This is a genomic window from Pseudomonas sp. BGA-UO-ETr-WB11, assembly GCF_059567785.1.
The window spans coordinates 126,240-149,960 of the sequence record NZ_JCAQOS010000003.1; the positions used below are offsets into that span (position 1 = coordinate 126,240).

The following is a 23,721-nucleotide window of genomic DNA, read 5'->3' on the forward strand; positions in this document are numbered from 1 at the left end:
GTGCCGGAGTGTACGCCTGGGTCTTGTGCCGACACCAACCACAGGTCGCGATTCTGTCGTTATCGGTCGCTACGGCAGCAGGTCGCGATAGTCGTCCACGGCAGCGAACTCCTGGCTGTCCTTGGCGGGTTGACGGCTGTCCGGGTGGCGCACGGCCAACAGATGGGCGACGCCGAAAGTGCGAGCGCTGCGCAGGATCGGCAGGCTGTCGTCGATAAACAGGGCGCGTGCCGGCTCGAAGGCGAAGTCGGCTTGCAGGGCGCTCCAGAACTGCTGGTCTTCCTTGGGGAAACCGTAGTCGTGGGAGCTGATCAGACGGTCGAAGTAAGGCGCCAGCTCGATCCGTTCGAGCTTCAGCGACAGCGAGTCGCGATGGGCATTGGTGATCAGTACCACCCGTTTGCCGGCGGCGCGGATGGCCGCCAGAAAGGTGTCGGCATCCGGGCGCAGGGCGATCAGGTGCGCCACTTCGCGCTTGAGCTCACGCACCGAGAGGTTCAGCTCGCGGCTCCAGAAATCCGTGCAGTACCAGTTGAGCTGGCCAGCATGCTGGTGGAACAGCGGCAGCAGTTCGTCATCGGCCTGCTGGCGGCTGATGCCATGCAGCTCGGCGTAGCGCTGGGGCAGGTGTTCGAGCCAAAAGTGGTTGTCGAAATGCAGGTCCAGCAGGGTGCCGTCCATGTCGAGCAGCACGGTATCGATGTCGGACCAGGGCAACGGGGTCATGGGCAATTCTCGTTGGGGCGCCAGGGCGAAAGCTCGCACGGCCAGCGCGGCAGTAACGTCAGCGCGCTATGATAACGCGCCGGCCACGCCAAGGAGCCCCGTCATGCGCCAGAAACCCACCGTCCTCGCCAGCGAGATTGTCGCCAGCAGCCGCCTGTTTCGCGTTGAGCAACTGCAGTTGCGCTTCGCCAATGGCGTTGAGCGCACCTACGAGCGTCTGGCCAGCAAGGGCACGGGCTATGGCGCGGTGATGATCGTGGCGATGGCCGATGCGCGTCATGCCCTGCTGGTCGAAGAGTACTGCGCCGGCACCGACGACTATCAGATTTCCCTGCCCAAGGGCCTGATTGAACCGGGCGAAGATGTGTTGGTGGCGGCCAACCGTGAGTTGATGGAAGAGGCCGGCTTTGGCGCCCACCAGCTCGAACTGCTGGCCGAGTTGAGCCTGTCGCCGGGTTATATGAGCCAGAAGATTCAGGTGGTCCTGGCCCGTGATCTGTATGAGCAGAGCCTGCCGGGCGACGAGCCGGAGCCGCTGCGGGTTGACCGGGTCGACCTCGGCGAACTGTCGGCACTGGTCGAGCATCCGCAATTCAGCGAGGGCCGTGCCCTGGCCGCCCTGTATCTGGTCCGCGACCTGCTGACCCAGCGAGGAGAATTCACCCTATGAGCCATCCCTATCTGCCCGCCGTTATCGATCTGGTGCGCCAGGCCGGTGTCGTCACCCTGCCGTTCTGGCGTTGCGATACGGCAGTGACCGCCAAGCTTGATGACTCGCCGGTGACCGCCGCCGACCTGGCCGCGCACCACCTGCTGCTGGCCGGCCTCAACGCCCTGGCGCCGGAGATCCCGGTGCTCTCGGAAGAGGCCGCCGACATTGCCCTGAGCGAGCGCGCGCAATGGACCCGCTGGTGGCTGGTGGACCCGTTGGACGGCACCAAGGAATTTATCGCAGGTTCCGAGGAGTTCACCGTCAACGTCGCACTGATTGAGCAAGGCCGGGTGGTGTTCGGTGTGGTCGGCATCCCCACCACTGGACGCTGCTATTTCGGTGGCGCCGGCCTAGGCGCCTGGCGCAGCGAAGTCGAGGCCGAGGCACAACCGATCAGCGTGCGCATTGCGCCTAGCGAAGCCTTCACCGTGGTGGCCAGCAAGCGTCACTCCAGCCCGGCCCAGGAGTGCTTGCTCGCCGGTTTGAGCGAGCAGTTTGGTGACCTGGACATGGCCAATGTCGGCAGTTCGCTGAAGTTCTGTCTGTTGGCCGAGGGCAATGCTGATTGCTACCCGCGTCTGGCGCCCACTTCGCAGTGGGACACCGCTGCCGCTCAGGGCGTGCTCGAAGGCGCAGGTGGTGAGGTGCTCGACCTCAAGGGTCTGGCGTTGACCTACGAGGCGCGCGAATCCTTCCTCAACCCGTCGTTCCTCGCCCTGCCGCAAGCGGCCGCCTGGCGTGACGAGTTGGTGCAACTGGCGCGCGCCCTGGATTGAGCGCCGCTCAGCTTGATCAGAACGCCAGCTTGTAGCCGATAAACACCAGCATGGTGGCCAGGCACGGCCGCAGGATTTGGTCGGGAATGCGCCCGGACAGGTGGCTGCCGAAGTAGATGCCCGGCAGCGAGCCCATCAGCAGGTAACCGAGCAGGGCCCAGTCCATATTACCCATGCCGGCATGGCCGAGACCGGCCACCAGGGTCAGGGGTACGGCGTGGGCAATCTCGGTGCCGACCAGGCGCTTGGTGGCCAGGAACGGATAGAGCAGAAACAACGCCACCGTGCCCAGGGCGCCGGCGCCAATCGAGGTCAGGGTGACCATGACGCCGAGCATCACACCGGTAACTACGGTCAGCGCATTCAGGCTGCGGCCGCTGAGGTGGTAATGGTCGCCGGCATGTTTGTGGGCAAAGGTCAGCAGCTGCTGTTTAAACAGAATGGCCAGGGCCGTCAGTAACAGCACAAAGCCCAGTGCCTGACGGATGATGGCGTTCATCGCCTGGGTATCGGTGTGCAGGGTGCTCAACAGCCACAGGGTCAGGGCCGCCGCCGGGACGCTGCCGAGGGTCAGCCAGCCGGTGATGGACCAGTCGATGTTCTTGTTCTTCTGATGAACAAAAATGCCGCCGGATTTGGTGATCGCCGCATACAGCAAGTCAGTGCCCACGGCCGTGGCCGGGTTGATGCCGAACCACAATAGGATCGGCGTCATCAGTGAGCCACCGCCGACACCGGTCATGCCGACGATAAAACCGACCACCAATCCGGCCACGATAAAACCCAGTACACCGACTTCCATTATTGCGTTCCCATGGGCCAGGGCCTGGCTTAGATAAAATGGCGGGCCGGGATCATAGCAATTTTATTTATAATTTTTTATACGAAAGAGTTTGATTGATATAGCTGAAATGCAGTGTCTCGGCCTGCACACGGACTCGTCCCAGCCCCGCGGAACGAGTGGTTCCACGGGGGCTGCAAGTCCTGGTAGCGGGTCAGTCGAGCATGTCGGCGAAGCGTGAGGTCTTGTCGAACACCAGCGGCTGGTTGAAGCCCGGCACCTGAATCTGTTCGCCGTTGATGGCGATGCCTTGGTCGTCGATCAGGTCGTGGCCGAAGTTGTAGATGATCTCCAGCTGACCTTGCAGCGCCTGTTGGTCGTAGGCCTGGGCGGCGGCGCGGGTTTGTTCGCGTTGTGCGACATAGGCGGTGAAGCGTTCGGCACCGTAGCGTTTGCGCAGCATGCGCTCGACCACCTGCGGCGCCAGCACCACGCCGCTGGCGTTGTTGCCGCCAAAGCCCTTGGAGTTGATAAAGCACACCTCCAGGGGCTGCTCGGTGCGCGGCACGTCGACCTGGGAGATGCGCAGGTGCTGGCGGTGTACGTCGTCGGCTACGGCGTCGATGGTCTTGATCCCTGGAATCAGCTGGTACTTGAAGCTGCCCAGGGCGGAGATCAGTTGGTCGGCGCTGGCGCTGGCCAGTGAGTGACCGACGTAGGATTTGACCGCCGCCACCGGCCAGTCGGCAATGCCGAAGCTGGCGGCCACGCGGTCCAGCAGCTCCGATTCGGTGACGCGGTTGGCCGGGGTGCTGGAGCCGTGGGCGTGCACGAAGCTGCGCAGGCGCACGCCGTCTTCACCCACCAGTTGCATGGCGCTGGCCACGGCCTTGGCCATGCACAGGTAGTTGCCAGGGCCGGGGGCGGAGATGGACTTCTTGAAGCCGTCGGCGTTGATAAACACATCCGGCACCGCGCCGTGGATGTCGGCGCCCAGTTGCAGGGCCAACTCGTCGTCCATCAGCACCAGAAACTGGCTGGACTCCGCCAGGGTGAAGCCGCAGTTCTGCCCGAATGGGCGGCTGGCGCGGCGGAAGTCGACCTGCTCCTGACCTTCAATCTGGCGCAGGCCGTCTTCGGTGGCCAGGGCGCCCATGGCGCCGTAACCGTCGAGGCATTCCTGGGTAATCGGTGCTTCGCTGTTGCCAACAATCACGACGCGGGCTTTACCGGCACTGATCATGTCGGTGGCTTTCTGCAGGTTGTAGAGGAAACTGGCGCAGGCGCCGGTGATGCTGCTGGTGCTGCCGACGCTACCCAACACATAGGCGTTGATAAAGTCCGCCGGCATGCTGTTGAGGCCCAGGGCGAGTTGTTTTGCGGTGACTCGGCCGCCTTTCAGGCGCGATTGCATCAGGCCACCGAAGCTATTTTCATCCAGCTGGCTCATAGCACTGCTGGCGTAGACGGCGATTTCGTCGGGAGCCACCTGGTCGACGATGTTCTGCCACGGCAGGCCGATTGAACGCAGGGCGTCGGTGGCCGCGACGATGGTCATCTGCAAGCCGCGCGGGTGAAAGCGCGAGGCGTACAGCTCGCCTGGCTCGAAACCGGTCGGCAGCTGGCCGGCGGATTTCACTGGCAGGTTGCGGTAGCTGTCGACCTTGATGTCACAGCCGTCGTAGAGGGTGACCTGCACGTCGTTGTCGTTCAGTGCTTCCACCGTCCAGTCGCTGGGCAGCGGTTCCGGCAGTTGCTTGCGCAGGGTGATAAAGCTCAGCGGCTTGCCGGCGGGGCCGGTGACCGTGAGGTTTTTCTGCCAGGGCGCGGCGTCCACATCCAGGTGATTCTTCTCGATCCGGCGCACCAGGGTGGACGCAAGAATCTGCGCGCCGAAGCGTTGCTCCAGTTCCGCCAGGTCCAGCGGCTGGCCGTCGTGGTCGTGGTACTGACCGGCGCTGAAGGTCACCAGCTTCATCAGGATGGCCAGGCTGGCGAGCGTTTCCTGGCGGTCAGTCGGGCTCATCGATTCGATCACCGTGCGGCGGAAACCGTGGTGGGCAGAGCTGCGACCGGCAGCGTTATAGCCACCAAAACCAACAATCACCGGTAAACGAGACATCACGCAAAGACTCCTGAAAATGGCCTGGCAGGTGCAGGCTGCGTGAGGCTTCTGGCGACCCTGCAAGGGTTGCGACAGGCGGGGGATTGGTCCGCGAGCATCACCAGCCATCAAGCACCCAGGGCGGTGGCTCAATCTGATTCGTGCGTAGCTGACGCGGGGGCTGACTGTTGAGTCACGCTTTCGACCAAGGTCTTGGGGCTGGCGGCGGGCAGGCCTGATATGGTCTAACAGACATAAACTCACCGCCAAGGAGCCGCCCATGAATGCCCTCAACCCCTATGAATACGGGATGCCGCGGGATGCGGCGAACTTTCAGGCACTCAGCCCACTGGGCTTTCTGGCGCGGGCGGCGAGCGTTTGCCCCGAGCATCCGGCGCTGATCAATGGCGACCAGCGGCAGACCTGGGGGCAGACCTACCGGCGTTGCACGCAACTGGCCGCGGCGCTCAGTCAGCGCGGCATTGGCGTGGGCGACACGGTGGCGCTGTTAGCGCCCAATGGCCCGGCGCTGTTCGAAGCGCACTTCGGCATCCCCATGTGCGGCGCGGTGATCAATGCCATCAACACCCGTCTGGATGCCGAGGCCATCGCGTTTATCCTCCAGCACGGCGAGGCCAAGGTGCTGCTGGTGGACAAGGAGTTTGCCGAAGTGGCCCTGCGCGCCACCAGTCATTTGCCTCGCCGCCCGTTGCTGGTGGGCATCGATGATCCGACCTACAGCGAGGGCCAGCTGATCGGCGAGCTGGATTATGAGGCGCTGCTGGCTGAGGGTGACCCGGATTATGCCTGGCAGATGCCCGCTGACGAGTGGCAGGCCATCGCCCTCAACTACACCTCCGGTACCACCGGCAACCCCAAGGGCGTGGTCTATCACCACCGTGGTGCGCACCTTAATGCGCTGTCCAACGTGCTGTGCTGGGACATGGGCCGCAACCCGGTGTACTTGTGGACCCTGCCGATGTTCCATTGCAACGGCTGGTGCTTCCCCTGGGCGCTGGCGGCCACCGTCGGCACCAGTGTGTGCCTGCGCCATGTGCGCGCCGAGGCGATCTACCCGGCGATTGCCGAGCATGGCGTCGATCACTTCTGCGGTGCGCCCATCGTGCTCAATATGCTGGCCAATGCCCCGGCCGAGTTGCAGGCGCTAAAGACCCGGCCGGTCAAGGTGCTGACCGCCGGCGCAGCGCCACCCGCGGCGGTGATCCAGGCCATGGAGGCGCTGGATTTTCGCGTTACCCATGTTTACGGCCTGACCGAAACCTACGGCCCCAGCGTGGTCTGCGAGTGGAAGAGCGAGTGGGATGCCCAGGAGCCTGCCGCCCGCGCCAAGCTCAAGTCGCGCCAAGGCGTGCGCGCCACCTTGCTGGACGGCCTGATGGTGGCCGATCCGGACACCCTGCAGGCGGTGCCGAAAGATGGCCAGACCATTGGCGAGATCATGATGCGTGGCAACGTGGTGATGAAGGGTTACCTGAAAAACCCCAGCGCCACCGCCGAGGCCTTCGCTGGCGGCTGGTTCCACTCCGGTGACCTGGCCGTGTGGCATGCCGATGGCTATGTGGAGATCAAGGACCGCAGCAAGGACATCATCATTTCCGGGGGTGAAAACATCTCATCCATCGAAGTCGAAGACGTGTTGTACCGCCATCCGCAGATTCTCGAAGCCGCGGTGGTGGCCATGCCCCACGCCAAGTGGGGCGAAACTCCGTGCGCCTTCGTCACCCCGCGTGTTGGCGCCGAACTCAGCGAGGCCCAGGTGATTGCCTGGTGCGAGCAGCACATGGCGCGCTTCAAGGTGCCCGGCAAAGTGGTGTTCGGCCCGTTGATCAAGACCTCCACCGGCAAGGTGCAGAAGTTCTTGTTGCGTGAGCAGGCGCGGGCGCTGGCTTAGCCTTTGCTCAGCCGCCCGCACCTAGGCGGTAGGATGGGTGGAGCGTAGCGATATCCATCAGGAGTTTATGCGCCGTTGGTTATTCGATGGGTATCGCGGGCTCACCCATCCTACGGCGCTATCCATCGGACTACTCGGGGCGCTGGAACAGCTTCATCAGCAGTTGGTTCTGCTCACTCGGCGGGCCGAAGTAGCGGATATACAGGGCCTGACCGGCGGCGCTGCGTTGTACGGCACTTAAGCCGCGGTCCACGGCCAGACGCCAGGCGTCGTCGCCGCGGGCTAGGGGCAAAGCAACGGGCAGTACATCGAACAAGCGCTCGGGCACCAGCAGTTCGCTGCCGCGCGGATTTTCGGCCTGGTAGTTGAGCAGCACCAGGCGATCGGCAAAGAACGCATCGACCTGGCCGTTCACCACCATGGCCAGTCCTTCGGCATTGCTGGGTACTTCGCGCAGCTCCGACTGCAGGCCGAGGGCGCGCATCCGCGCCCTTGCCCAGTCGACGCTGACGCTGTCTTTGAGTACCGCGAAGCTGTGTCGGCTGAGCCCCTGGTTGATGCTGGCGCGCCATACCGGGCCGCGTGGTTGGGCGCCTTCATTGATGGGCGTAAGCAGGCTGGCTGGCGCGTCGCGGCGCACCACCACGCCCAGGCCAGCGGCGAAGTAGGGCAGAGAAAAACTCACCTGCTCGCGGCGTTTGAGGGTATCGCCCACCGCGCTGCACACCGTATCGACCTGCCCTTCGGCCACGGCCTTGAGCATCGTGGCCGCTGTCAGGGGTTGAAAGTGCAGCTTCAGCGCCGGCAGAGCGAGTTGTTGCTTGAGCTGCTCACCGAGCAGGCCGCACATCTCGATGGCATAGCCGCTGGGTTGCTCGGCCGTGCCGGCCGAGAAGGGCGCATCACCGGCGACGAAGCCGAGGGTGAGGGTCTCGCTGGCGCGAATCTGCGCCAGGTGGTCGGCGGCGTGAGCAGGCAGTAGGGCGCTGGTCAGTAGCAGGGCGGCGAGGCCGCGCAGGTAGGGTTGCCGGGCGATCATAGGGCGCGCTCCTTCTTATCCAGTTCGGCGACCAGGCGTTTGGCGATGATGCCGAACAGCAAGTAGCCAGCGATCATCACCAGGGCGGCGCCGAACACGGCTTCCAAACCAGAGGCATACAGGGCGTAGAAGCAGTAGAGCATGCCAATCAGCAGGATCAGGCTGTTGCGGCGGAACACCTCGAGTGGCACGCGGGCCTTGTACATGATCACCAGCAAGCCCGAGAGGGCGGTGACGTACGGAATCAGGTTGGTGACGGCCGCCAGGTTGACCAGTTTGCCGAACTGCTCGCTGACGTTCGGCGAGATGGTCGACAGGGCAATCAGGCTCTGTAGGATGGCGCAGCACAAGAGGCCCAGCAGTGGCGCGTCGAAGCGATTAACGCGAGCGAAGAGGCGCGGGAACAGACCTTGGTCGGCGGTGACCTTGGCGGTTTGCGCCAGGGTGAACTGCCAGCCGAGCAGGGAGCCGACGCAGGCCAGCACGGCCAGGCCCATGACGATGTTGCCGATGCCGTCATTGAACATCTGCGCATACACCAGGGCGAACGGCGCGCTGGAGTTGGCCAGCTCGGCGTTGGGCACGATGCCTTGAATGACGGTGGTCGAGAGCACGTAGACCACCGCCGCGCCGAGGGTGCCGAACAGGCAGGCCAGCGGCACGTTGCGCTTGGGGTTTTCGACGGCATCGGAGTTTTGTGCCGCTGATTCCATGCCGAGGAAGGCCCACAGGGTCAGCGGGATGCTCTGGGTGATGGCATCGCTGACCTCGAGTTTATTCGGGTTCCAGGCGGCGCTGAATACTGCGGGGGAGAACCAGAACCAGCCGATCACGCACAGGCCTGCCACTGGAATGATGATCCCCCAGACAGTGATCGAACCCAGGCGTCCAGTCAGGCTGGCGCCGCCGAAATTGGCGAACGTGGTCAGCCAGATCATGCTCAGCGTGCCGACAAACAGCGGAATCGAGCCGCTGCCGAGCCAGGGCACGAAGGGCGTCAGGTAACCCACCGCGGCGATGCTGATGGCCACGTTGCTGATCACCAACGAGAGGAAATACAAATAGGAACAGAGGAAGAACGCCGATCTACCGTGGGCTTCCTCGCTGTAGGCCGACATCCCGCCGGAGCGCGTGCAATAGATGCCGCACTGGGCAAAGCAGTAGGCAATGGCCATCGAACCGGCGGCGGTGATGATCCAGGACAGCAGTGACACGGCGCCGAGTTGGGCCATGCTCGAGGGTAGCAGGATGATGCCTGAACCCATCATATTGACCGTGACCAGCGTGGTCAGGGCCACCAGGCCCATCTTCTTGTTTGACTCGGCCATGGCGGCATCCTTGTGGTCTGGCGTGGTTCTCGTTATGGCGAACAGCACTCAGGCCCGCAGGCGGTTGCCGTGCGGGCCTGAGCGGTACTGCTTTAGCGAGTCTAGCGGTAGCTGATGCCGGGTTGGGCGGTACTGATCCGGGTGCCCGCCGTGCCCTGCACGATAGCCTCGATATCTGGCAGCGAGCCGATCACTGCGACTTTGCCCGTTTCGCGGGCGAATTCACAGGCCGCTTGCACCTTGGGCCCCATGGAACCCGCGGCAAAACCGAGCTTCTCCAGCTCGTCCGGATGAGCTTGGGCTACCGCCTTCTGGGTCGGTTTACCCCAGTCGATGTACACAGCGTCCACGTCGGTGGCGATCACCAGTAATTCGGCTTCCAGTTCGGCAGCCAAAAACGCCGAGCAGAGGTCTTTGTCGATCACCGCTTCCACGCCCACCAGTTTGTTGTCTTGGTACATGGTCGGGATGCCGCCACCGCCTGCGGCAATCACAATGGTGCCTTTTTCCAGCAGCCACTTGATCGGACGGATCTCGAAAATACGCTTGGGCCGTGGGCTGGCCACCACGCGACGGAACTTGTCGCCATCCGGGGCAATGGTCCAGCCTTTTTCAGCAGCCAGTTGTTCGGCTTCGGCTTTTGGGTAAACCGGGCCGATGGGCTTGGTCATGTGCTGGAAGGCCGGGTCGGCGGGATCAACTTCGACCTGGGTGAGCAGGGTGGCGAAAGGCACCTCGACGGGCAGCAGGTTGCCCAACTCCTGTTCGATCATGTAGCCGATCATGCCTTCGGTTTCGGCGCCGAGCACGTCCAGCGGGTAGGGGTTCTTGGCATCGTAGGCATTGCCCTGCAGGGCCAGTAGGCCCACTTGTGGGCCGTTGCCGTGGGCCACCACCAGCTCATTGCCGGTGGCGATCTTGGCGATCTGCTCACAGGCGATACGCACGTTATCGCGCTGGTTCTCGGCGGTCATGGCTTCGCCGCGGCGTAACAGGGCGTTGCCGCCCAAAGCGATCACTAGACGCATATTGATCTCCTGAATCAAAACGGGTGGAGAAGCGTTGTACGCTTTTCCACCCTGAGGAATTTCTGGGCGAGGCGTTGGCTGTACCTCCGCCTCGCGTGCAGCGACGGTTATACGTTGCCGAGGGTGGCAACCATGACTGCTTTAATGGTGTGCATGCGGTTTTCCGCCTGGTCGAAGGCAATGCAGGCCGGCGACTCGAACACTTCTTCGGTCACTTCCACGCCGTTGGCGAGGAATGGGTACTGCGCGACCAGCTGTTTGCCAACCTTGGTGTCGGTGTTGTGGAACGCCGGCAGGCAGTGCATGAACTGAGTGCGCGGTGTGCCGCTTGCCTTCATCATTTCGGCATTGACCTGATACGGCAGCAGCAGCTTGATGCGGTCGGCCCAGGCTTCCACGGGCTCGCCCATCGATACCCAGACGTCGGTGTGGATAAAGTCGACGCCCTTGACCGCTTCTTTCGGGTCTTCGGTGAGGGTGATGCGCGCGCCGCTTTCGGCAGCGAAAGCCTTGCACTGCTCAACCAGCTCTTCCAGCGGCCACAGGGCTTTCGGGGCGGCGATGCGCACATCCATGCCCAGCTTGGCGCCGATCAGCAGCAGCGAGTTACCCATGTTGTTGCGCGCGTCGCCCAGGTAGGCGTAGCTGATGTCATGCAGAGGCTTGTCGCTGTGCTCACGCATGGTCAGCACGTCGGCGAGCATCTGGGTCGGGTGGTATTCGTCGGTCAGGCCGTTGAAAACGGGTACGCCGGCGAACTTGGCCAGGTCTTCAACGATTTCCTGTTTGAAGCCGCGGTACTCGATGGCGTCGTACATGCGCCCGAGCACGCGGGCGGTGTCTTTCATGGTTTCTTTGTGACCGATCTGCGAGGAGTTCGGATCGATGTAGGTGACGTTGGCGCCCTGGTCATAGGACGCGACTTCGAAGGCACAACGGGTGCGGGTCGAGGTCTTTTCGAAGATCAGCGCGATGTTTTTGCCTTTCAGGTGCTGAGTCTCAGTGCCGCTGTACTTGGCGCGCTTGAGGTCGCGCGACAGGTCGAGCAGGAACATCAGTTCACGCTTGGTGTGGTGCATCAGGCTGAGCAGGTTGCGGTTGTGCATGTTGAAAGCCATAACAGATTTCCTCTTGAGAAATAGGGGTAAAGCGCCAGCACTGCTTAAGCTCTGGCGTAAACAGCGGCCCGGATGGGGCCGCCGTTGGGGGCTTAGTAGTCGATTGGGTCGCGGATGATTGGGCAGGTCATGCAGTGGCCGCCGCCACGGCCACGGCCGAGTTCGCCGGCACTGATGGTGATGACTTCCACGCCGGCCTTGCGCAGCAAGGTGTTGGTGTAGGTGTTGCGGTCGTAGCCAACCACCACACCAGGCTCCAGGCAGACCACGTTGTTGCCGTCGTCCCACTGCTCGCGTTCAGCTTCGTAGCTGTCGCCGCCAGTTTGCACCACGCGCAGTTTCTTCAGGTTCAGCGATTCGGCCACCACGTCGAGGAACGGCTTGGCCTCGCGGCGGATGTCCATGCCGCCTTTGCTCTTCTCGTCCGGTCGAATGCTGAAGGCGACGATCTGGTTAACCACCGATGGGAAGATGGTGACCAGGTCGCGGTCGCAGAAGCTGAACACGGTGTCCAGGTGCATAGCCGCACGGGACTTGGGCAGGCCGGCGACGATTACGCGTTGCACAGCGCCATTCTTGAACAGCGACTGGGCCAGTTGGCCGATGGCCTGGTGCGAGGTGCGCTCGCCCATGCCGATCAGTACCACGCCATTGCCGATGGGCATGACGTCACCGCCTTCGAGGGTGGCGGCGCCGTGATCCTCGTCGGGATCGCCGTACCAGACCTTGAAGTCGGCGTTAACGAAATCCGGGTGGAATTTGTAGATGGCCGTCATCAGCAGGGTTTCCTGGCGACGCGCCGGCCAGTACATCGGGCTGAGTACCACGCCACCGTAGATCCAGCAGCTGTTGTCGCGGGTGAACTGGGTGTTGGGCAGTGGCGGCAGGATAAAGCTGGATTCGCCAATGAAGTCGTTGAAGATCTTGCCCAGCTCACTGGCGCCGTTGGCGGCCAAGTCGGCACCCGAGACACCACCGATTAGGTATTCGGCGAGCTTGCGCGGCTCCTGGCCTTCCAGCCAGCTGCGCAGCTCTTGCCCGAGACCAATGCCGACCTGATTGGGCGATGTCTTGCGGTCGAGAATCCATTTCAGGGCTTCGGGGTTCTGCACCACGTCGGTGAGCAGGTTGTGCATCTCGACCACTTCGATATTGCGGTCGCGCATCTTGGTAACGAAGTCGAAGTGGTCACGCTTGGCCTGGTTCACCCAGATAACGTCGTCGAACAGCAATTCATCGCAGTTGTTCGGCGTCAGGCGCAGGTGGGCGAGGCCGGGCGAGCAGACCATCACTTTGTGCAGTTTTCCGGCTTCGGAATGAACGCCGAGTTTCTGTTTGGACATTGTCGAACTCCTTCTCTTTAAAGACTCAGGAAACCCGCGTAGAGACCGTAGGCGGCGATGCCGGCACCGATCAGTACGCCCAGGAAAATCAGTTTTTCCACCCCGGTAAATACCGGTTGGCCGAGCTCGTGCTTAGCCTTGGCGAACAGGATGGCCCCCGGCGCATAAAGCAGCGCCGACAGCAGCAGGTACTGCACGCCCGCCGCGTAGACCAGCCAGATGGCGTAGACGGTCGAGATCAGGGCGATCAGCAGGTCCTTGTTACGTTGACCTGCATCGTTCTCGTAGGTTTCACCACGCACGGCCAGCAGCACGGCATAGGCGCTGGACCAGAAGTACGGCACCAAGATCATCGACGTGGCCAGGTACAGCAGCTTCAGGTAGGTGGCATCGTTGAACAGGGTGATGATCAGGAACAGCTGGATCAGGCCGTTGGACAGCCACAGGGCATTGACCGGCACCTTGTTGGCGTTTTCCTTGCGCAGGAACGCCGGCATGGTGTGGTCGCTGGCGCTGGCAAACAAAATTTCAGCGCACAGCAAGGTCCAGGACAGCAGGGCACCAGCCAGGGAAACGATCAGGCCGATGCTGATCAGCATGGCGCCCCATGGGCCAACCACATGCTCCAGCACGCCGGCCATTGAGGGGTTCTTCAGGCCAGCCAACTGGGCCTGGGCGAGGATGCCCTGTGACAGCAGGTTAACCAGCACCAACAGCAGCAACACGCCGATAAAGCCGAGTACCGTGGCCTTGCCCACATCGGAGCGTTTTTCGGCGCGGGCCGAGAAGATGCTCGCACCTTCAATACCGATAAACACCCAAACGGTGACCAGCATCATGTTGCGTACTTGGTCCATCACGCTGCCCAGATCGCTGTTGCTCTCGCCCCAGAAGTCGCTGGTAAACACGTCCAGCTTGAAGGCGATCACGGCGATGATGATAAACAGGGCCAGCGGCACCATCTTGGCGACGGTGGTTACGGTGTTAATAAAGGCCGCTTCCTTGATCCCGCGCAGGACCAGAAAGTGCAGCAACCACAGCAATACCGACGCGCAGATGATGGCTACCAGTGTGTTGCCTTCACCAAAGCCGGCATTCGGGAAGATGTAACCAAGGGTGGAGAACAGCAGGACCATGTAGCTGACGTTGCCGATCCATGCGCTGATCCAGTAACCCCAGGCCGAGGAGAAGCCCATGTAGTCGCCAAAGCCGGCTTTGGCATACACATACACGCCGCCGTCCAGCTGTGGCTTGCGGTTGGCCAGGGTTTGGAACACGAAGGCCAGGGTCAGCATGCCGACCCCGGTGATCAGCCAGCCGATCAAGGTGGCACCGGCGCTGGCGCTGGCGGCGATGTTTTGCGGTAGGGAGAAAATCCCGCCGCCGACCATCGAGCCGACGACCAGCGCAATCAGTGCACCTAGTCTGAGTTTTTGCGTCGAGTCCGTCATTCCCATCTCCGTTGATCAGTCAGTCAGGTTTTAGTAGGCGCTTGAAGCTAGCAGGTGTTGTTGACACACGTCAGTTCGATACCACACCGATCATTTGGCAGGTGTAACCGAATATTCTGGGTAGGTGCATTGCAACCGTGTGACAACTGTTATGACTGTTAAAAAATAGCCCTAAACGGGCGTCAGGCAAGGCTGAAGCATTGATCTGCAGCAATCTGTGCTTCGCGAATGCCTACTGGCTCGGGATAATATGTGCGGCGTGTGCTGTTGCTGCGCCTTGTGCACGGGTTGGCTGGCGTTGGGCCGGGTTTGTGATGGTTTTTCAGGGAGGTTCAGGGCATGACAATTCTGGTGACAGGCGGTGCAGGCTTTATCGGTGCGAACTTTGTTCTGGATTGGCTGGCCCAGTCCGCTGAGCCGGTGATCAACCTGGACAAGTTGACCTACGCCGGCAACCTGGAAAACCTCACCAGCCTGGAGGGCGATGCCCGGCATATCTTTGTCCACGGCGATATCGGTGACAGCGCCCTGGTGGCAGGCTTGCTGAGCGAGCATCAGCCACGAGCGATCCTTAATTTCGCCGCCGAGTCCCATGTCGACCGCTCTATCCATGGCCCGGAAGACTTTATCGAGACCAATATCGTCGGCACCTTCCGCCTGCTGGAAGCCGTGCGTGCGTACTGGAAGGGCCTGGAGCCTGAGGCGCAGCAGGCGTTTCGCTTCCTGCACGTGTCGACCGATGAGGTCTATGGCTCCCTGAGCAAAGACGAGCCGGCGTTCAGCGAGCGCCATCAGTACGAACCCAACAGCCCTTATTCCGCCAGCAAGGCCGCCAGCGACCACCTGGTGCGCGCCTATCACCACACCTACGGCCTGCCGGTGCTGACCACCAACTGCTCGAACAACTACGGGCCGTATCACTTCCCGGAAAAACTCATCCCGCTGATGATCGTCAATGCCCTGGCCGGCAAGCCCCTGCCGGTGTACGGCGACGGTCAGCAGATCCGCGACTGGCTGTATGTCAAAGACCACTGCAGCGCCATCCGCCGTGTGCTGGAAGCCGGCGCGTTGGGCGAGACCTACAACGTTGGCGGCTGGAATGAGAAGCCCAATCTGGAGATCGTGCACACAGTGTGTGCCCTGCTGGACGAATTGCGCCCGCGCGCCGATGGCCAGCCGTATCAGCAGCAGATTGCCTACGTCACTGATCGCCCCGGCCACGACCGTCGTTACGCCATCGATGCGACCAAACTGGCCAATGAGTTGGGCTGGAAACCGGCGGAAACCTTCGACAGCGGCATCCGCAAGACTGTGCAGTGGTACCTGGATAACCTGCCTTGGGTCGCGCATATCCAGTCCGGCGCCTACCGCGAATGGGTGGAGAAGAACTACAGCGGGCGCAGCGCATGAAGATTTTGCTGCTGGGCAAGAACGGCCAGGTCGGCTGGGAGCTGCAGCGCAGCCTGGCGCCGCTGGGTGAGGTGCTGGCGCTGGACTCGAAAAGTAGCGATTACTGTGGCGACCTGCGTGACCTCGACGGCCTGGCTGCGACGCTGCAGCGCTTCGCACCGGATGTGATCGTCAATGCCGCCGCCTATACGGCGGTGGACAAGGCCGAGAGCGAGCCCGAGCAGGCCCAGCGGGTGAATGCCGAGGCGGTCGCCGTACTGGCCCGCGAAGCCCGGCAACTGGGCAGTTTGCTGGTGCATTACTCCACCGACTATGTGTTTGCCGGTGACGGTGAGCAGCCCTGGGGTGAAGACGATGCCGTCGCCCCGCTGAACCAGTACGGCGCCAGCAAACTGGCCGGTGAACAGACGATCCTGGCCAGCGGCTGTGAGCATCTGATCCTGCGCACCAGCTGGGTATACGCCGCACGGGGTAACAACTTCGCCAAGACCATGCTGCGCCTGGCCCGCGAGCGCGACAGCCTGAATGTGATCGCCGATCAGTTTGGCGCGCCGACCGGCGCCGAGCTGCTGGCGGATGTCAGCGCCCATGCTATCCGTGCCGTGCGCCAGCAGCCTGCACTGGGCGGTTTGTATCACCTGGCTGCAGCCGGCGAGACCAGTTGGCATGCCTATGCGTGCTTTGTGCTTGAACAGGCCGCAGCCGCCGGCGTGGCACTTAAGGTGCCCGCTGCTCATGTCGGCGCCATCGCCACCAGTGCCTACCCAACGCCCGCCAAACGCCCGGCCAATTCACGGCTGAATACGCAAAAACTGCAAAAGGCCTTCGCCCTGCACTTGCCGCACTGGCAGGTGGGGGTGGCACGGATGCTCACTGAAGTTCTGGAGACAACCTCATGATCAAGCGCAAAGGCATCATCCTCGCTGGCGGTTCCGGCACCCGCCTGCACCCGGCCACTCTGGCAATTTCCAAACAGTTGCTGCCGGTGTACGACAAGCCGATGATTTACTACCCGCTGACCACCCTGATGCTGGCGGGGATTCGCGACATCTTGATCATCTCCACCCCGCAGGACACCCCGCGTTTCGAGCAACTGCTCGGTGACGGCGCGCGCTGGGGGCTGAATATCAGCTACGCCGTGCAGGCTTCGCCGGATGGTTTGGCTCAGGCCTTTCTGATTGGCGAAGACTTTATTGGCAATGACCTGTCGGCATTGGTGCTGGGCGACAACATCTACCATGGCCACGACTTCCAGGACCTACTCAGCAATGCCATGGCCCGCGAGCAGGGCGGCAGCGTGTTTGCTTATCACGTGCAGGACCCGGAGCGTTACGGCGTGGTCGAGTTCGACGGGCAGGGTAAGGCCATCAGCCTCGAAGAAAAACCGCTCAAGCCCAAGTCCAACTACGCGGTCACTGGCCTGTATTTCTACGACCAGCAGGTGGTGGACATTGCCAAGAGCATCAAGCCGTCAGCCCGTGGCGAGCTGGAGATCACCGACCTCAACCGTATCTATCTGGAGCAGGGCAACCTCTCGGTGGAAATTATGGGCCGTGGCTACGCCTGGCTGGACACTGGCACCCATGAGTCGTTGCTGGAAGCCAGCCAGTTCATCGCCACCCTGGAAAATCGCCAGGGCCTGAAGGTGGCCTGTCCGGAAGAGATTGCTTTCCGCCAGCGCTGGATCAGCGCCGAACAGCTGGAGGCGCTGGCTGCACCGCTGGCCAAGAATGGCTACGGCAAATACCTCAAACGCCTGCTGGTGGAGACCGTATTCTGATGAAAGCCACACGCCTGGCCATCCCCGAGGTGGTGCTGCTGCAACCGAAAGTCTTTGGTGACGAGCGCGGGTTCTTCTACGAGAGCTTCAATCAGCAACGCTTTGAAGAGGCGATTGGTCGCAGCGTGCCGTTCGTTCAGGACAACCACTCCTGCTCGGCCAAGGGCGTGCTGCGCGGCCTGCATTACCAGGTGCAGCAACCCCAGGGCAAGCTGGTGCGGGTGGTGGCCGGCGAGGTCTTCGATGTGGCGGTGGACTTGCGTGCTGGATCAAAGACGTTTGGCCAATGGGTGGGTGAGCTGCTGAGCGCCGAGAACAAACGCCAGATGTGGGTGCCGGAAGGCTTCGCCCATGGGTTTCTGGTGTTGTCGGACAGCGCCGAGTTTCTCTACAAAACCACTGACTATTACGCGCCGCAGCATGAGCGTTGCCTGCAGTGGAACGACGCTCAGGTGGCCATCGACTGGCCATTGGCGCGGCTGGAGGGCGTGGCGTTGCAGTTGTCGGGCAAAGATCAGCAAGGCCTGCCGCTGGCCAGCGCCGAGACCTATGCCTAACGGCGCTGTCGTTTAGCCTTATTGCCCGAGTTGCCCCTATGTCCGTGAAGCGCCTTACCGCTCTCGTTGCGCTCTGCCTGCTTGGTCTGGCCATCAGCGCCTTTGCCATCTGGGGGACGTTGGCGATCCTGCTGACCGGCGTGCAGAGTGGCCTACGCCTGGCTTTGGCCGGCGCTTTTGCCCTGTGCTCACTGGTGGCCTTGCTCGGCCTGTTCTCGCGACGCTGGCGGCGGCCGGCGCTGCTGGTCTATCTGCTCCCGCTCGGCGGTTTTCTGCTGTGGTGGCAGACCCTGGAACCCTCCAACGAGCGTGACTGGCAAGCCGATGTCGCCGTGCTGCCCTATGCGACCATCACGGGCGAGCGGGTGCGGGTGCACAACATCCGCAATTTTTCCTACCGCAGCGAGTACGACTACCAGCCGGCCTATTACGACCAGGATTTCGACCTGAGCCAATTGCAGGGCGTAGACCTGATCGCGTCCTACTGGATGGGGCCGGCCATAGCCCATGTGTTTCTCAGTTTTGCCTTTGCCGATGGCAAGCACCTGGCCATCTCGATTGAAACGCGCAAGGAAAAACACGAAGCCTACTCGACGCTCAAGGGCTTCTTCCGCCAATACGAATTGTTCTATGTGGTGGCCGATGAGCGCGACGTGATCAAGCTGCGCACCAACTACCGCCAAGACCCGCCCGAGCAGACCTACCTGTATCGCCTCCAGGCGCCCGCGGGCAGTGGTCGGCAATTGTTTCTTGAATACATGCAGCGCATCAATGCGCTTAAGCAGCACCCCGAGTTCTACAACTCACTGACCACCAATTGCACCACCGGTATCTGGATGAGTGCGCGGGTCAATCCGCAGCATGTGCCCTTCAGCTGGAAGATTCTGGCCAGCGGCTATGTGCCGGAATACCTCTACGAGAAAGGGCTTGTGCATGACGACGGCCTGCCGTTTGCCGAGTTGCAGCGCAAGGCCCTGCTCAATCCGCGGGCGCTGGCGGCTGGTGAAGCGGATGACTTTTCCCGGCTGATCCGGGTGCCGGCCGCTACCCCATGATGACGGTTCGGCGCCATGCGCAGGCCGCTCTGATGCTCCAGCCATTGAGCGGGGCCGCCAGGTGATCCTGTTCTTCGGTGATCCCCATACGCGCTTCGGCCATGTGCTCGATGCCGTCATGCTGCACCGTCCTGCGGCCATCGTGTTGCTGGGCGATATTCAGGCCCGGCGACCGCTGGACGTTGAGCTGGCGAGCATTCTTGATCTCACCGAGGTGTGGTTTATCCACGGTAATCACGACACCGACAACGACCTCTATTACGACAACCTGTTTGGCTCGCAACTGGCCGACAGAAACCTGCATGGCCGGGTGGTGGAGATTGCTGGCGTGCGAGTGGCCGGCCTGGGCGGGGTGTTTCGCGGGCAGGTATGGATGCCGCCACAGCCGTGGAATTACCTGACACCGCAGGCCTTTTCGACGCGTTGCGGCAAGGGCAATCTGTGGCGCGACGGGGTGCCGCGTAAGCACCGCAGCACCATCTTCCCCAGCGACCTGGCCGCGTTGTTCAGCACCCAGGCCGACATTCTGGTGACCCATGAGGCGCCCAGCGCCCATCCCCATGGCTTCAGCGTGCTTGATGAGTTGGGCCAAAGCCTTGGTGTGCGCACGGTCTTCCATGGCCATCATCATGACCGCCTGGACTACCGCAGCCACCGCCAGCGCCTGGGTTTCGCCACCTTCGGCGTCGGCCTGCGCGGCATCACCGACATGCACGGCCAAGTGCTGCGGGCCGGCGAGCTGGATTAAGCCTCGGTTAGCGTGGCAGCGCCATCAGTGCGGCTTGTTGGCTGGCTTGCGCTTGATGGTCTTGAGCAGGTCGTCAGGGCTGATGTAACCAACCATGCCGCCCGAGCTGGCGGCGCTGCCGGGTTGTGGCTGATGGAGGATGTGGCCCTTCATCTTGCCGATGATGTGCATCTCGCACGGCTTGCAGTCGAACTTCAGGGTCAGCACTTCGTCCTGGTGAATCAGCTGCATGTCCGCCACCTTGGTGCGCACGCCGGTAACGCCCTTGGCCTGCTTGGGGCACAGGTTGAAGGAGAAACGCAGGCAGTGCTTGGTGATCATCACCGGCACCTCGCCGGCTTCCTCATGGGCCTCGTAGGCGGCATCAATCAGTTGCACGCCATAGCGCTGATAAAATGCCCGCGCCTTGTCGTTGTAAACGTTGGCGAGGAAGGTCAGGTGTGACTCCGGGTACACCGGCGGCGGCACGCTGACCGGCTTGCGGCTGCCATGCGGGTGGCCTGCAATTCGTGCAGCGGTCAACGCCTCGATGGCCTCGCGGCGTAGGGCCTTGAGTTGCGAGTTAGGCACGAACAGCGCCTGCGGCGCATCGATCTGCACAGCGGTGACGTAATACATCGTGGTGCCCAGCTTGCTCAGGGTGTCGCTCAGTTGGGCGCGGGCCTGCTCGGCATCCTTGGCTGGGCCGAACGGACCGTTGAGGCTGACCTCAACGCAAATCCCCTCCTCGCTGGTGACGCTCAGGCACAGCTGCGCCTCGCTCAATCGGGCCTGCCAACTGACCGCCACGCGGCGTTCGGAGGAGGTCTTCAACAGCGCCTGCTGCCAGTTGTGGTCGAGGTTGCGGTTGAGCACATGCTGCGGGCGCAGCTGTTTGAGCTCGGCCGGCATCTCGTTGGGCACCACGCGGTACTGCCACACGTTTACGCCGTCCTGTTCAAACTGAGCCAGTTGCTCGGCAGTGTTGGCGCGAAAGCCCACCACTTCACGTTTGATCAGCACGTTGAGGCCGTCACCGTTATTCAACTGCTCAGTGGTTTGTACGGTTAGATCGTGCTTGCCGACCTTGAGCACTTCGCCCACCTGCAAGCCGACAAATTTGGGCGACTCGAACGCGCCGATGTCGATCTTGCGGTCGCTGACGAAATAGTCGGTGCTGCCGCGGTGGAAGGTCTTTTCCGTGTCCGGGGTGAAGAAGTGCTCGGTGCGTCCGCTGGAGCTGCGCGCCAGTTCAGGGCGCTGGGTAAGAATCGCATCCAGCTCCTGACGGTAATGAGCGGTGATGTTCTTCACATAGCTCATGTCCTTGTAGCGGCCCTCGATCTTGAACGAGCGCACGCCGGCATCCACCAAGTGAATCAGGTTGGCGGTCTGGTTGTTGTCCTTCATCGACAGCAGGTGCTTGTCATAGGCCACCACGCGGCCTTGGTCGTCCTTCAGGGTGTACGGCAGGCGGCAGGCCTGCGAGCAGTCGCCCCGGTTGGCGCTGCGCCCGGTCTGCGCGTGGGAGATGTTGCACTGCCCGGAAAATGCCACGCACAGCGCACCGTGGATAAAGAACTCGATGGCCGAGTCAACGTTGCTGCTGATTGTGCGGATTTCTTCCAGGTTCAACTCGCGGGCCAGCACCAACTGGGAGAAGCCTGCTTGAGCCAGGAACTTGGCTTTTTCCAGGGTGCGGATATCGGTCTGGGTGCTGGCATGCAGTTCAATCGGTGGAATATCCAGCTCGAGAATGCCCATGTCCTGCACGATCAGCGCATCAACGCCGGCGTCGTAGAGCTGGTGAATCAACTGACGCGCCGGCTCCACCTCGTCGTCATGCAGGATGGTGTTGATGGTGACAAACACCTTGGCGTGGAACAGGTGGGCAAACTCCACCAGGCCGGCAATGTCCGCCACGCTGTTGCTGGCGTTATGCCGCGCGCCGAAGCTCGGCCCACCGATATACACGGCATCGGCGCCATGCAGGATGGCTTCCTTGGCGATAGCGGCATCGCGCGCCGGGCTGAGCAGTTCGAGGTGGTGCTTGGGCAGGGACATGATGATCAGCTTCAACCGTGGGCAAGGGACGATCCAGCGGCGCAACGCACGCCAGGGCCGGCAATGGAGAGGCGGCGATTTTAAAGGAATCGCGGCGCCATGGCGCAGTTCAATCGGCGGAAAAACATCGACCGCCTGGCAGATACTCGGCCGGTGGAGGCGCTAGCGTCGGGTGCGCAGCGCTGAAACAAAAAAGGCCCACCTTGCGGTGAGCCTTTTCGGTGTTTCGTATGGTGCCGGCACCAGGAGTCGAACCCGGGACCTACTGATTACAAGTCAGTTGCTCTACCAACTGAGCTATACCGGCATTTGTGGGGCGTGATTATAGCTATTTGCCGACGGCTGTAAACCTTTGTTTCTACTGGTGTAAATGCGTGCTGTGGGTGGGGTCAGGAAGGTTATGCACAAAATGCGTTGGGCGAGTGCGGGTGTGGGCCCTCTTGCGCTGGAATCTGCGCATATTTTCAACTCATTGTTTTAATTGAATTTTTATTCTTGGTTGGAAAGTGCGCAAAAAGCCGCAGGCCATGGCTGGTGGGCTTTTGCGTGAGTTGCCCAGCGTTCATCCACACACTTATCCACAGCTTTTGTGGGCAACTGCATCCCGCTCGGCGAGCAGCAATAAGTTGCGGGGTGACAGTTGGGCGGCGCAGAAGGTGCCCAGAGTGACCTGAAAGCCTTGTTCTTGCAGATACAGGGCGCGGTCGAGTACCAGCCAGAGTTCCAATGGTCTGCGGAACAGGCTGCGCAGCAGTTCTAGGTTGCGCACTTCGGCGAGGCGTTGCCAGCCACGGGCTTCGAGGGCGAGCCAGTCTCGTGCCGATGGGCTGGGCAGGTTTTTCAGGGCGGCCAGGTCGCAGCAGTAGTCGGCGTAGCTTTTGTCCAGCCAAGCCGGTGGCAGTGAAGGTGTAGGTAGGTACTCATCAATGCCGCGCAGTTCTCGTTGCAGCAGGTCGAAGCCCAGGCGGCGGGCCATGGACTGATCACGCAGGCGGCGCACGCGGGTGCCGGCAGTGACTGTCTCGCTCAGGGGTAGGCCGAGGTCGTCTTTCGACAGTCGCAGGATCGAGGCTTGGGCCGCGGTTGAAAGGGCTTGGTAGCTATCGCCCTGGATGCGGTTGTAGCAGCAGGGTGCCACGGCCAGTTGCAGGCAGCCCGTGTGGCTGGCCAGTTGCAACAGGCGTACATGCAGGTCGCCACAGGCGTGCAGAGCCACAGGGCTGTGCATGGCCTGCAAGTGGTTGGCGGTGCTGGCGCAGAGGACGTCTTGCAGGCGGTGCTCGGCCGTGATGCCGTGACGCTGGCTGAGGCGCTGGCCGGCCTCAACCAGTTCGGCGTTGTACTCCAGGCAGCGCAGACTTTGTCCGTCCTGCGTCAGCAGGCGGCCGAGGTGGCCTTTGCCGGCGCACCAGTCGAGCCAATGCCGAGTGGGCTGGCGAAATTGCAGGCTGCTGGCGAAGGCGTCGATCTGTTGCCATTTGCGCCCCGGCACATCGACGCTGAGACGCGCCGGCGGCGTTTTACGCGTGGTCCTGGGCAAGGCACCGACGGCACTCAGTGCGCTGGCCTGCTGCGCCAGCTCCGGGAAGGGCGCTGGTGCCGCCAGTTGCTCGGGGTGGTTATGCTCAGCCTCGGCCTGCGCCAGTGAGCGCGCGCGCAGCCAGTCGGCCAATGAGCGGTGCTGGTTTTCCCAGGGCAGGTGCAGATGGGTGAAGGGTTTGGGTCGCCAGAGCGCCTGGTGGGCGAGCAGGAAAGCATCCAGCGCGACGAAGCGCTGGCGCAGTACGGAACCACTCAGGGGTGTGGGCAT

The 23,721-nt window shown here is 62.2% G+C and carries 20 protein-coding genes and 1 tRNA gene; 9 read left to right on the forward strand and 12 right to left on the reverse strand.

Features of this window, described 5'->3' with window-relative positions; genetic code table 11:
* Nucleotides 1-69: 69 nt before the first annotated feature.
* Entirely contained in the window at nucleotides 70-726 is a 657-nt protein-coding gene (yrfG, locus tag AC56DI_RS02050) for a GMP/IMP nucleotidase (RefSeq protein ID WP_496344720.1), read from the reverse strand.
* Between the two features lie 103 nt (nucleotides 727-829).
* Here yrfG and nudE point away from each other — a divergent pair, with 103 nt between their 5' ends.
* Nucleotides 830-1,396 (forward strand): ADP compounds hydrolase NudE, encoded by a 567-nt coding sequence (nudE, locus tag AC56DI_RS02055; protein ID WP_496344721.1) that lies wholly within the window; start codon nucleotides 830-832, stop codon nucleotides 1,394-1,396.
* Nucleotides 1,393-2,214, forward strand: coding sequence for a 3'(2'),5'-bisphosphate nucleotidase CysQ (gene cysQ / locus AC56DI_RS02060; protein ID WP_496344722.1), 822 nt, complete (start codon nucleotides 1,393-1,395; stop codon nucleotides 2,212-2,214). Before nudE ends, cysQ begins: the two co-directional genes overlap by 4 nt.
* Nucleotides 2,215-2,230: 16 nt before the next feature.
* On the opposite strand, the gene AC56DI_RS02065 is transcribed toward cysQ, so the two are convergent.
* Both AC56DI_RS02065 and AC56DI_RS02070 read right to left on the reverse strand, forming a co-directional pair.
* A complete protein-coding gene (locus AC56DI_RS02065) occupies nucleotides 2,231-3,016 on the reverse strand; it encodes a sulfite exporter TauE/SafE family protein (RefSeq protein WP_496344723.1) in 786 nt (261 codons plus the stop codon).
* Nucleotides 3,017-3,209: 193 nt separating this feature from the next.
* Complete coding sequence (locus AC56DI_RS02070) at nucleotides 3,210-5,117, reverse strand: beta-ketoacyl synthase (RefSeq protein ID WP_496344724.1); 1,908 nt, start codon at nucleotides 5,115-5,117, stop codon at nucleotides 3,210-3,212.
* A 262-nt stretch (nucleotides 5,118-5,379) separates the two neighbouring features.
* On the opposite strand from AC56DI_RS02070, the gene AC56DI_RS02075 reads away from it, so the two are divergent.
* Nucleotides 5,380-7,011, forward strand: coding sequence for an acyl-CoA synthetase (locus AC56DI_RS02075; RefSeq protein ID WP_496344725.1), 1,632 nt, complete (start codon nucleotides 5,380-5,382; stop codon nucleotides 7,009-7,011).
* 130 nt (nucleotides 7,012-7,141) lie between these two features.
* On the opposite strand, the gene AC56DI_RS02080 is transcribed toward AC56DI_RS02075, so the two are convergent.
* The 6 genes from AC56DI_RS02080 to arcD form a co-directional block, all read right to left on the reverse strand.
* Nucleotides 7,142-8,050: an amino acid ABC transporter substrate-binding protein gene (locus AC56DI_RS02080; protein ID WP_496344726.1), complete on the reverse strand. Its 909-nt coding sequence runs from the start codon at nucleotides 8,048-8,050 to the stop codon at nucleotides 7,142-7,144.
* A complete protein-coding gene (potE, locus tag AC56DI_RS02085; protein ID WP_496344727.1) occupies nucleotides 8,047-9,378 on the reverse strand; it encodes a putrescine-ornithine antiporter in 1,332 nt (443 codons plus the stop codon). The genes AC56DI_RS02080 and potE overlap by 4 nt, the downstream gene beginning before the upstream one ends.
* 101 nt (nucleotides 9,379-9,479) lie before the next feature.
* Nucleotides 9,480-10,406, reverse strand: coding sequence for a carbamate kinase (arcC, locus tag AC56DI_RS02090; RefSeq protein ID WP_496344728.1), 927 nt, complete (start codon nucleotides 10,404-10,406; stop codon nucleotides 9,480-9,482).
* A 107-nt stretch (nucleotides 10,407-10,513) separates the two neighbouring features.
* Nucleotides 10,514-11,524 (reverse strand): ornithine carbamoyltransferase, encoded by a 1,011-nt coding sequence (locus tag AC56DI_RS02095; protein WP_422588949.1) that lies wholly within the window; start codon nucleotides 11,522-11,524, stop codon nucleotides 10,514-10,516.
* Between the two features lie 92 nt (nucleotides 11,525-11,616).
* Nucleotides 11,617-12,867: an arginine deiminase gene (gene arcA, locus AC56DI_RS02100; RefSeq protein WP_496344729.1), complete on the reverse strand. Its 1,251-nt coding sequence runs from the start codon at nucleotides 12,865-12,867 to the stop codon at nucleotides 11,617-11,619.
* A gap of 17 nt (nucleotides 12,868-12,884) precedes the next feature.
* A complete protein-coding gene (gene arcD, locus AC56DI_RS02105) occupies nucleotides 12,885-14,318 on the reverse strand; it encodes an arginine-ornithine antiporter (RefSeq protein ID WP_496344730.1) in 1,434 nt (477 codons plus the stop codon).
* A 339-nt stretch (nucleotides 14,319-14,657) separates the two neighbouring features.
* Here arcD and rfbB point away from each other — a divergent pair, with 339 nt between their 5' ends.
* The 6 genes from rfbB (at nucleotide 14,658) to AC56DI_RS02135 (ending at nucleotide 19,868) form a co-directional block, all read left to right on the forward strand.
* Entirely contained in the window at nucleotides 14,658-15,728 is a 1,071-nt protein-coding gene (rfbB, locus tag AC56DI_RS02110) for a dTDP-glucose 4,6-dehydratase (RefSeq protein ID WP_496344731.1), read from the forward strand.
* Nucleotides 15,725-16,627 (forward strand): dTDP-4-dehydrorhamnose reductase, encoded by a 903-nt coding sequence (gene rfbD / locus AC56DI_RS02115; RefSeq protein ID WP_496344732.1) that lies wholly within the window; start codon nucleotides 15,725-15,727, stop codon nucleotides 16,625-16,627. Before rfbB ends, rfbD begins: the two co-directional genes overlap by 4 nt.
* Nucleotides 16,627-17,508: a glucose-1-phosphate thymidylyltransferase RfbA gene (gene rfbA, locus AC56DI_RS02120; protein WP_496344903.1), complete on the forward strand. Its 882-nt coding sequence runs from the start codon at nucleotides 16,627-16,629 to the stop codon at nucleotides 17,506-17,508. The genes rfbD and rfbA overlap by 1 nt, the downstream gene beginning before the upstream one ends.
* Nucleotides 17,508-18,065 (forward strand): dTDP-4-dehydrorhamnose 3,5-epimerase, encoded by a 558-nt coding sequence (gene rfbC / locus AC56DI_RS02125; protein ID WP_496344733.1) that lies wholly within the window; start codon nucleotides 17,508-17,510, stop codon nucleotides 18,063-18,065. The genes rfbA and rfbC overlap by 1 nt, the downstream gene beginning before the upstream one ends.
* A 38-nt stretch (nucleotides 18,066-18,103) precedes the next feature.
* Nucleotides 18,104-19,120, forward strand: a complete 1,017-nt coding sequence (locus AC56DI_RS02130; RefSeq protein ID WP_496344734.1) for an Lnb N-terminal periplasmic domain-containing protein — start codon at nucleotides 18,104-18,106, stop codon at nucleotides 19,118-19,120.
* 61 nt (nucleotides 19,121-19,181) lie between these two features.
* Nucleotides 19,182-19,868 carry a metallophosphoesterase family protein gene (locus tag AC56DI_RS02135; RefSeq protein WP_496344735.1) on the forward strand — a complete coding sequence of 229 codons (687 nt, stop codon included), beginning with the start codon at nucleotides 19,182-19,184 and terminating at the stop codon, nucleotides 19,866-19,868.
* A gap of 24 nt (nucleotides 19,869-19,892) precedes the next feature.
* On the opposite strand, the gene AC56DI_RS02140 is transcribed toward AC56DI_RS02135, so the two are convergent.
* From AC56DI_RS02140 to AC56DI_RS02150, 3 genes are all read right to left on the reverse strand, one after another.
* Nucleotides 19,893-21,911: a peptidase U32 family protein gene (locus AC56DI_RS02140; protein ID WP_496344736.1), complete on the reverse strand. Its 2,019-nt coding sequence runs from the start codon at nucleotides 21,909-21,911 to the stop codon at nucleotides 19,893-19,895.
* A 231-nt stretch (nucleotides 21,912-22,142) separates the two neighbouring features.
* A tRNA-Thr gene (locus AC56DI_RS02145) sits at nucleotides 22,143-22,218 on the reverse strand.
* Between the two features lie 267 nt (nucleotides 22,219-22,485).
* Nucleotides 22,486-23,721: a methyltransferase gene (locus tag AC56DI_RS02150; protein ID WP_496344737.1), complete on the reverse strand. Its 1,236-nt coding sequence runs from the start codon at nucleotides 23,719-23,721 to the stop codon at nucleotides 22,486-22,488.

Bases quoted from the DNA above. Each gene is read 5' to 3' on its own strand.
- arcA (WP_496344729.1), bottom strand. From the start codon at position 12,867: ATGTCCAAACAGAAACTCGGCGTTCATTCCGAAGCCGGAAAACTGCAC.
- rfbD (WP_496344732.1), top strand. From the start codon at position 15,725: ATGAAGATTTTGCTGCTGGGCAAGAACGGCCAGGTCGGCTGGGAGCTG.
- rfbC (WP_496344733.1), top strand. From the start codon at position 17,508: ATGAAAGCCACACGCCTGGCCATCCCCGAGGTGGTGCTGCTGCAACCG.
- rfbB (WP_496344731.1), top strand. From the start codon at position 14,658: ATGACAATTCTGGTGACAGGCGGTGCAGGCTTTATCGGTGCGAACTTT.
- yrfG (WP_496344720.1), bottom strand. From the start codon at position 726: ATGACCCCGTTGCCCTGGTCCGACATCGATACCGTGCTGCTCGACATG.
- AC56DI_RS02065 (WP_496344723.1), bottom strand. From the start codon at position 3,016: ATGGAAGTCGGTGTACTGGGTTTTATCGTGGCCGGATTGGTGGTCGGT.
- AC56DI_RS02080 (WP_496344726.1), bottom strand. From the start codon at position 8,050: ATGATCGCCCGGCAACCCTACCTGCGCGGCCTCGCCGCCCTGCTACTG.
- AC56DI_RS02150 (WP_496344737.1), bottom strand. From the start codon at position 23,721: ATGCCCACACCCCTGAGTGGTTCCGTACTGCGCCAGCGCTTCGTCGCG.
- arcD (WP_496344730.1), bottom strand. From the start codon at position 14,318: ATGACGGACTCGACGCAAAAACTCAGACTAGGTGCACTGATTGCGCTG.
- cysQ (WP_496344722.1), top strand. From the start codon at position 1,393: ATGAGCCATCCCTATCTGCCCGCCGTTATCGATCTGGTGCGCCAGGCC.
- nudE (WP_496344721.1), top strand. From the start codon at position 830: ATGCGCCAGAAACCCACCGTCCTCGCCAGCGAGATTGTCGCCAGCAGC.
- AC56DI_RS02140 (WP_496344736.1), bottom strand. From the start codon at position 21,911: ATGTCCCTGCCCAAGCACCACCTCGAACTGCTCAGCCCGGCGCGCGAT.
- AC56DI_RS02070 (WP_496344724.1), bottom strand. From the start codon at position 5,117: ATGTCTCGTTTACCGGTGATTGTTGGTTTTGGTGGCTATAACGCTGCC.
- arcC (WP_496344728.1), bottom strand. From the start codon at position 10,406: ATGCGTCTAGTGATCGCTTTGGGCGGCAACGCCCTGTTACGCCGCGGC.
- AC56DI_RS02075 (WP_496344725.1), top strand. From the start codon at position 5,380: ATGAATGCCCTCAACCCCTATGAATACGGGATGCCGCGGGATGCGGCG.
- potE (WP_496344727.1), bottom strand. From the start codon at position 9,378: ATGGCCGAGTCAAACAAGAAGATGGGCCTGGTGGCCCTGACCACGCTG.
- AC56DI_RS02095 (WP_422588949.1), bottom strand. From the start codon at position 11,524: ATGGCTTTCAACATGCACAACCGCAACCTGCTCAGCCTGATGCACCAC.
- AC56DI_RS02130 (WP_496344734.1), top strand. From the start codon at position 18,104: ATGTCCGTGAAGCGCCTTACCGCTCTCGTTGCGCTCTGCCTGCTTGGT.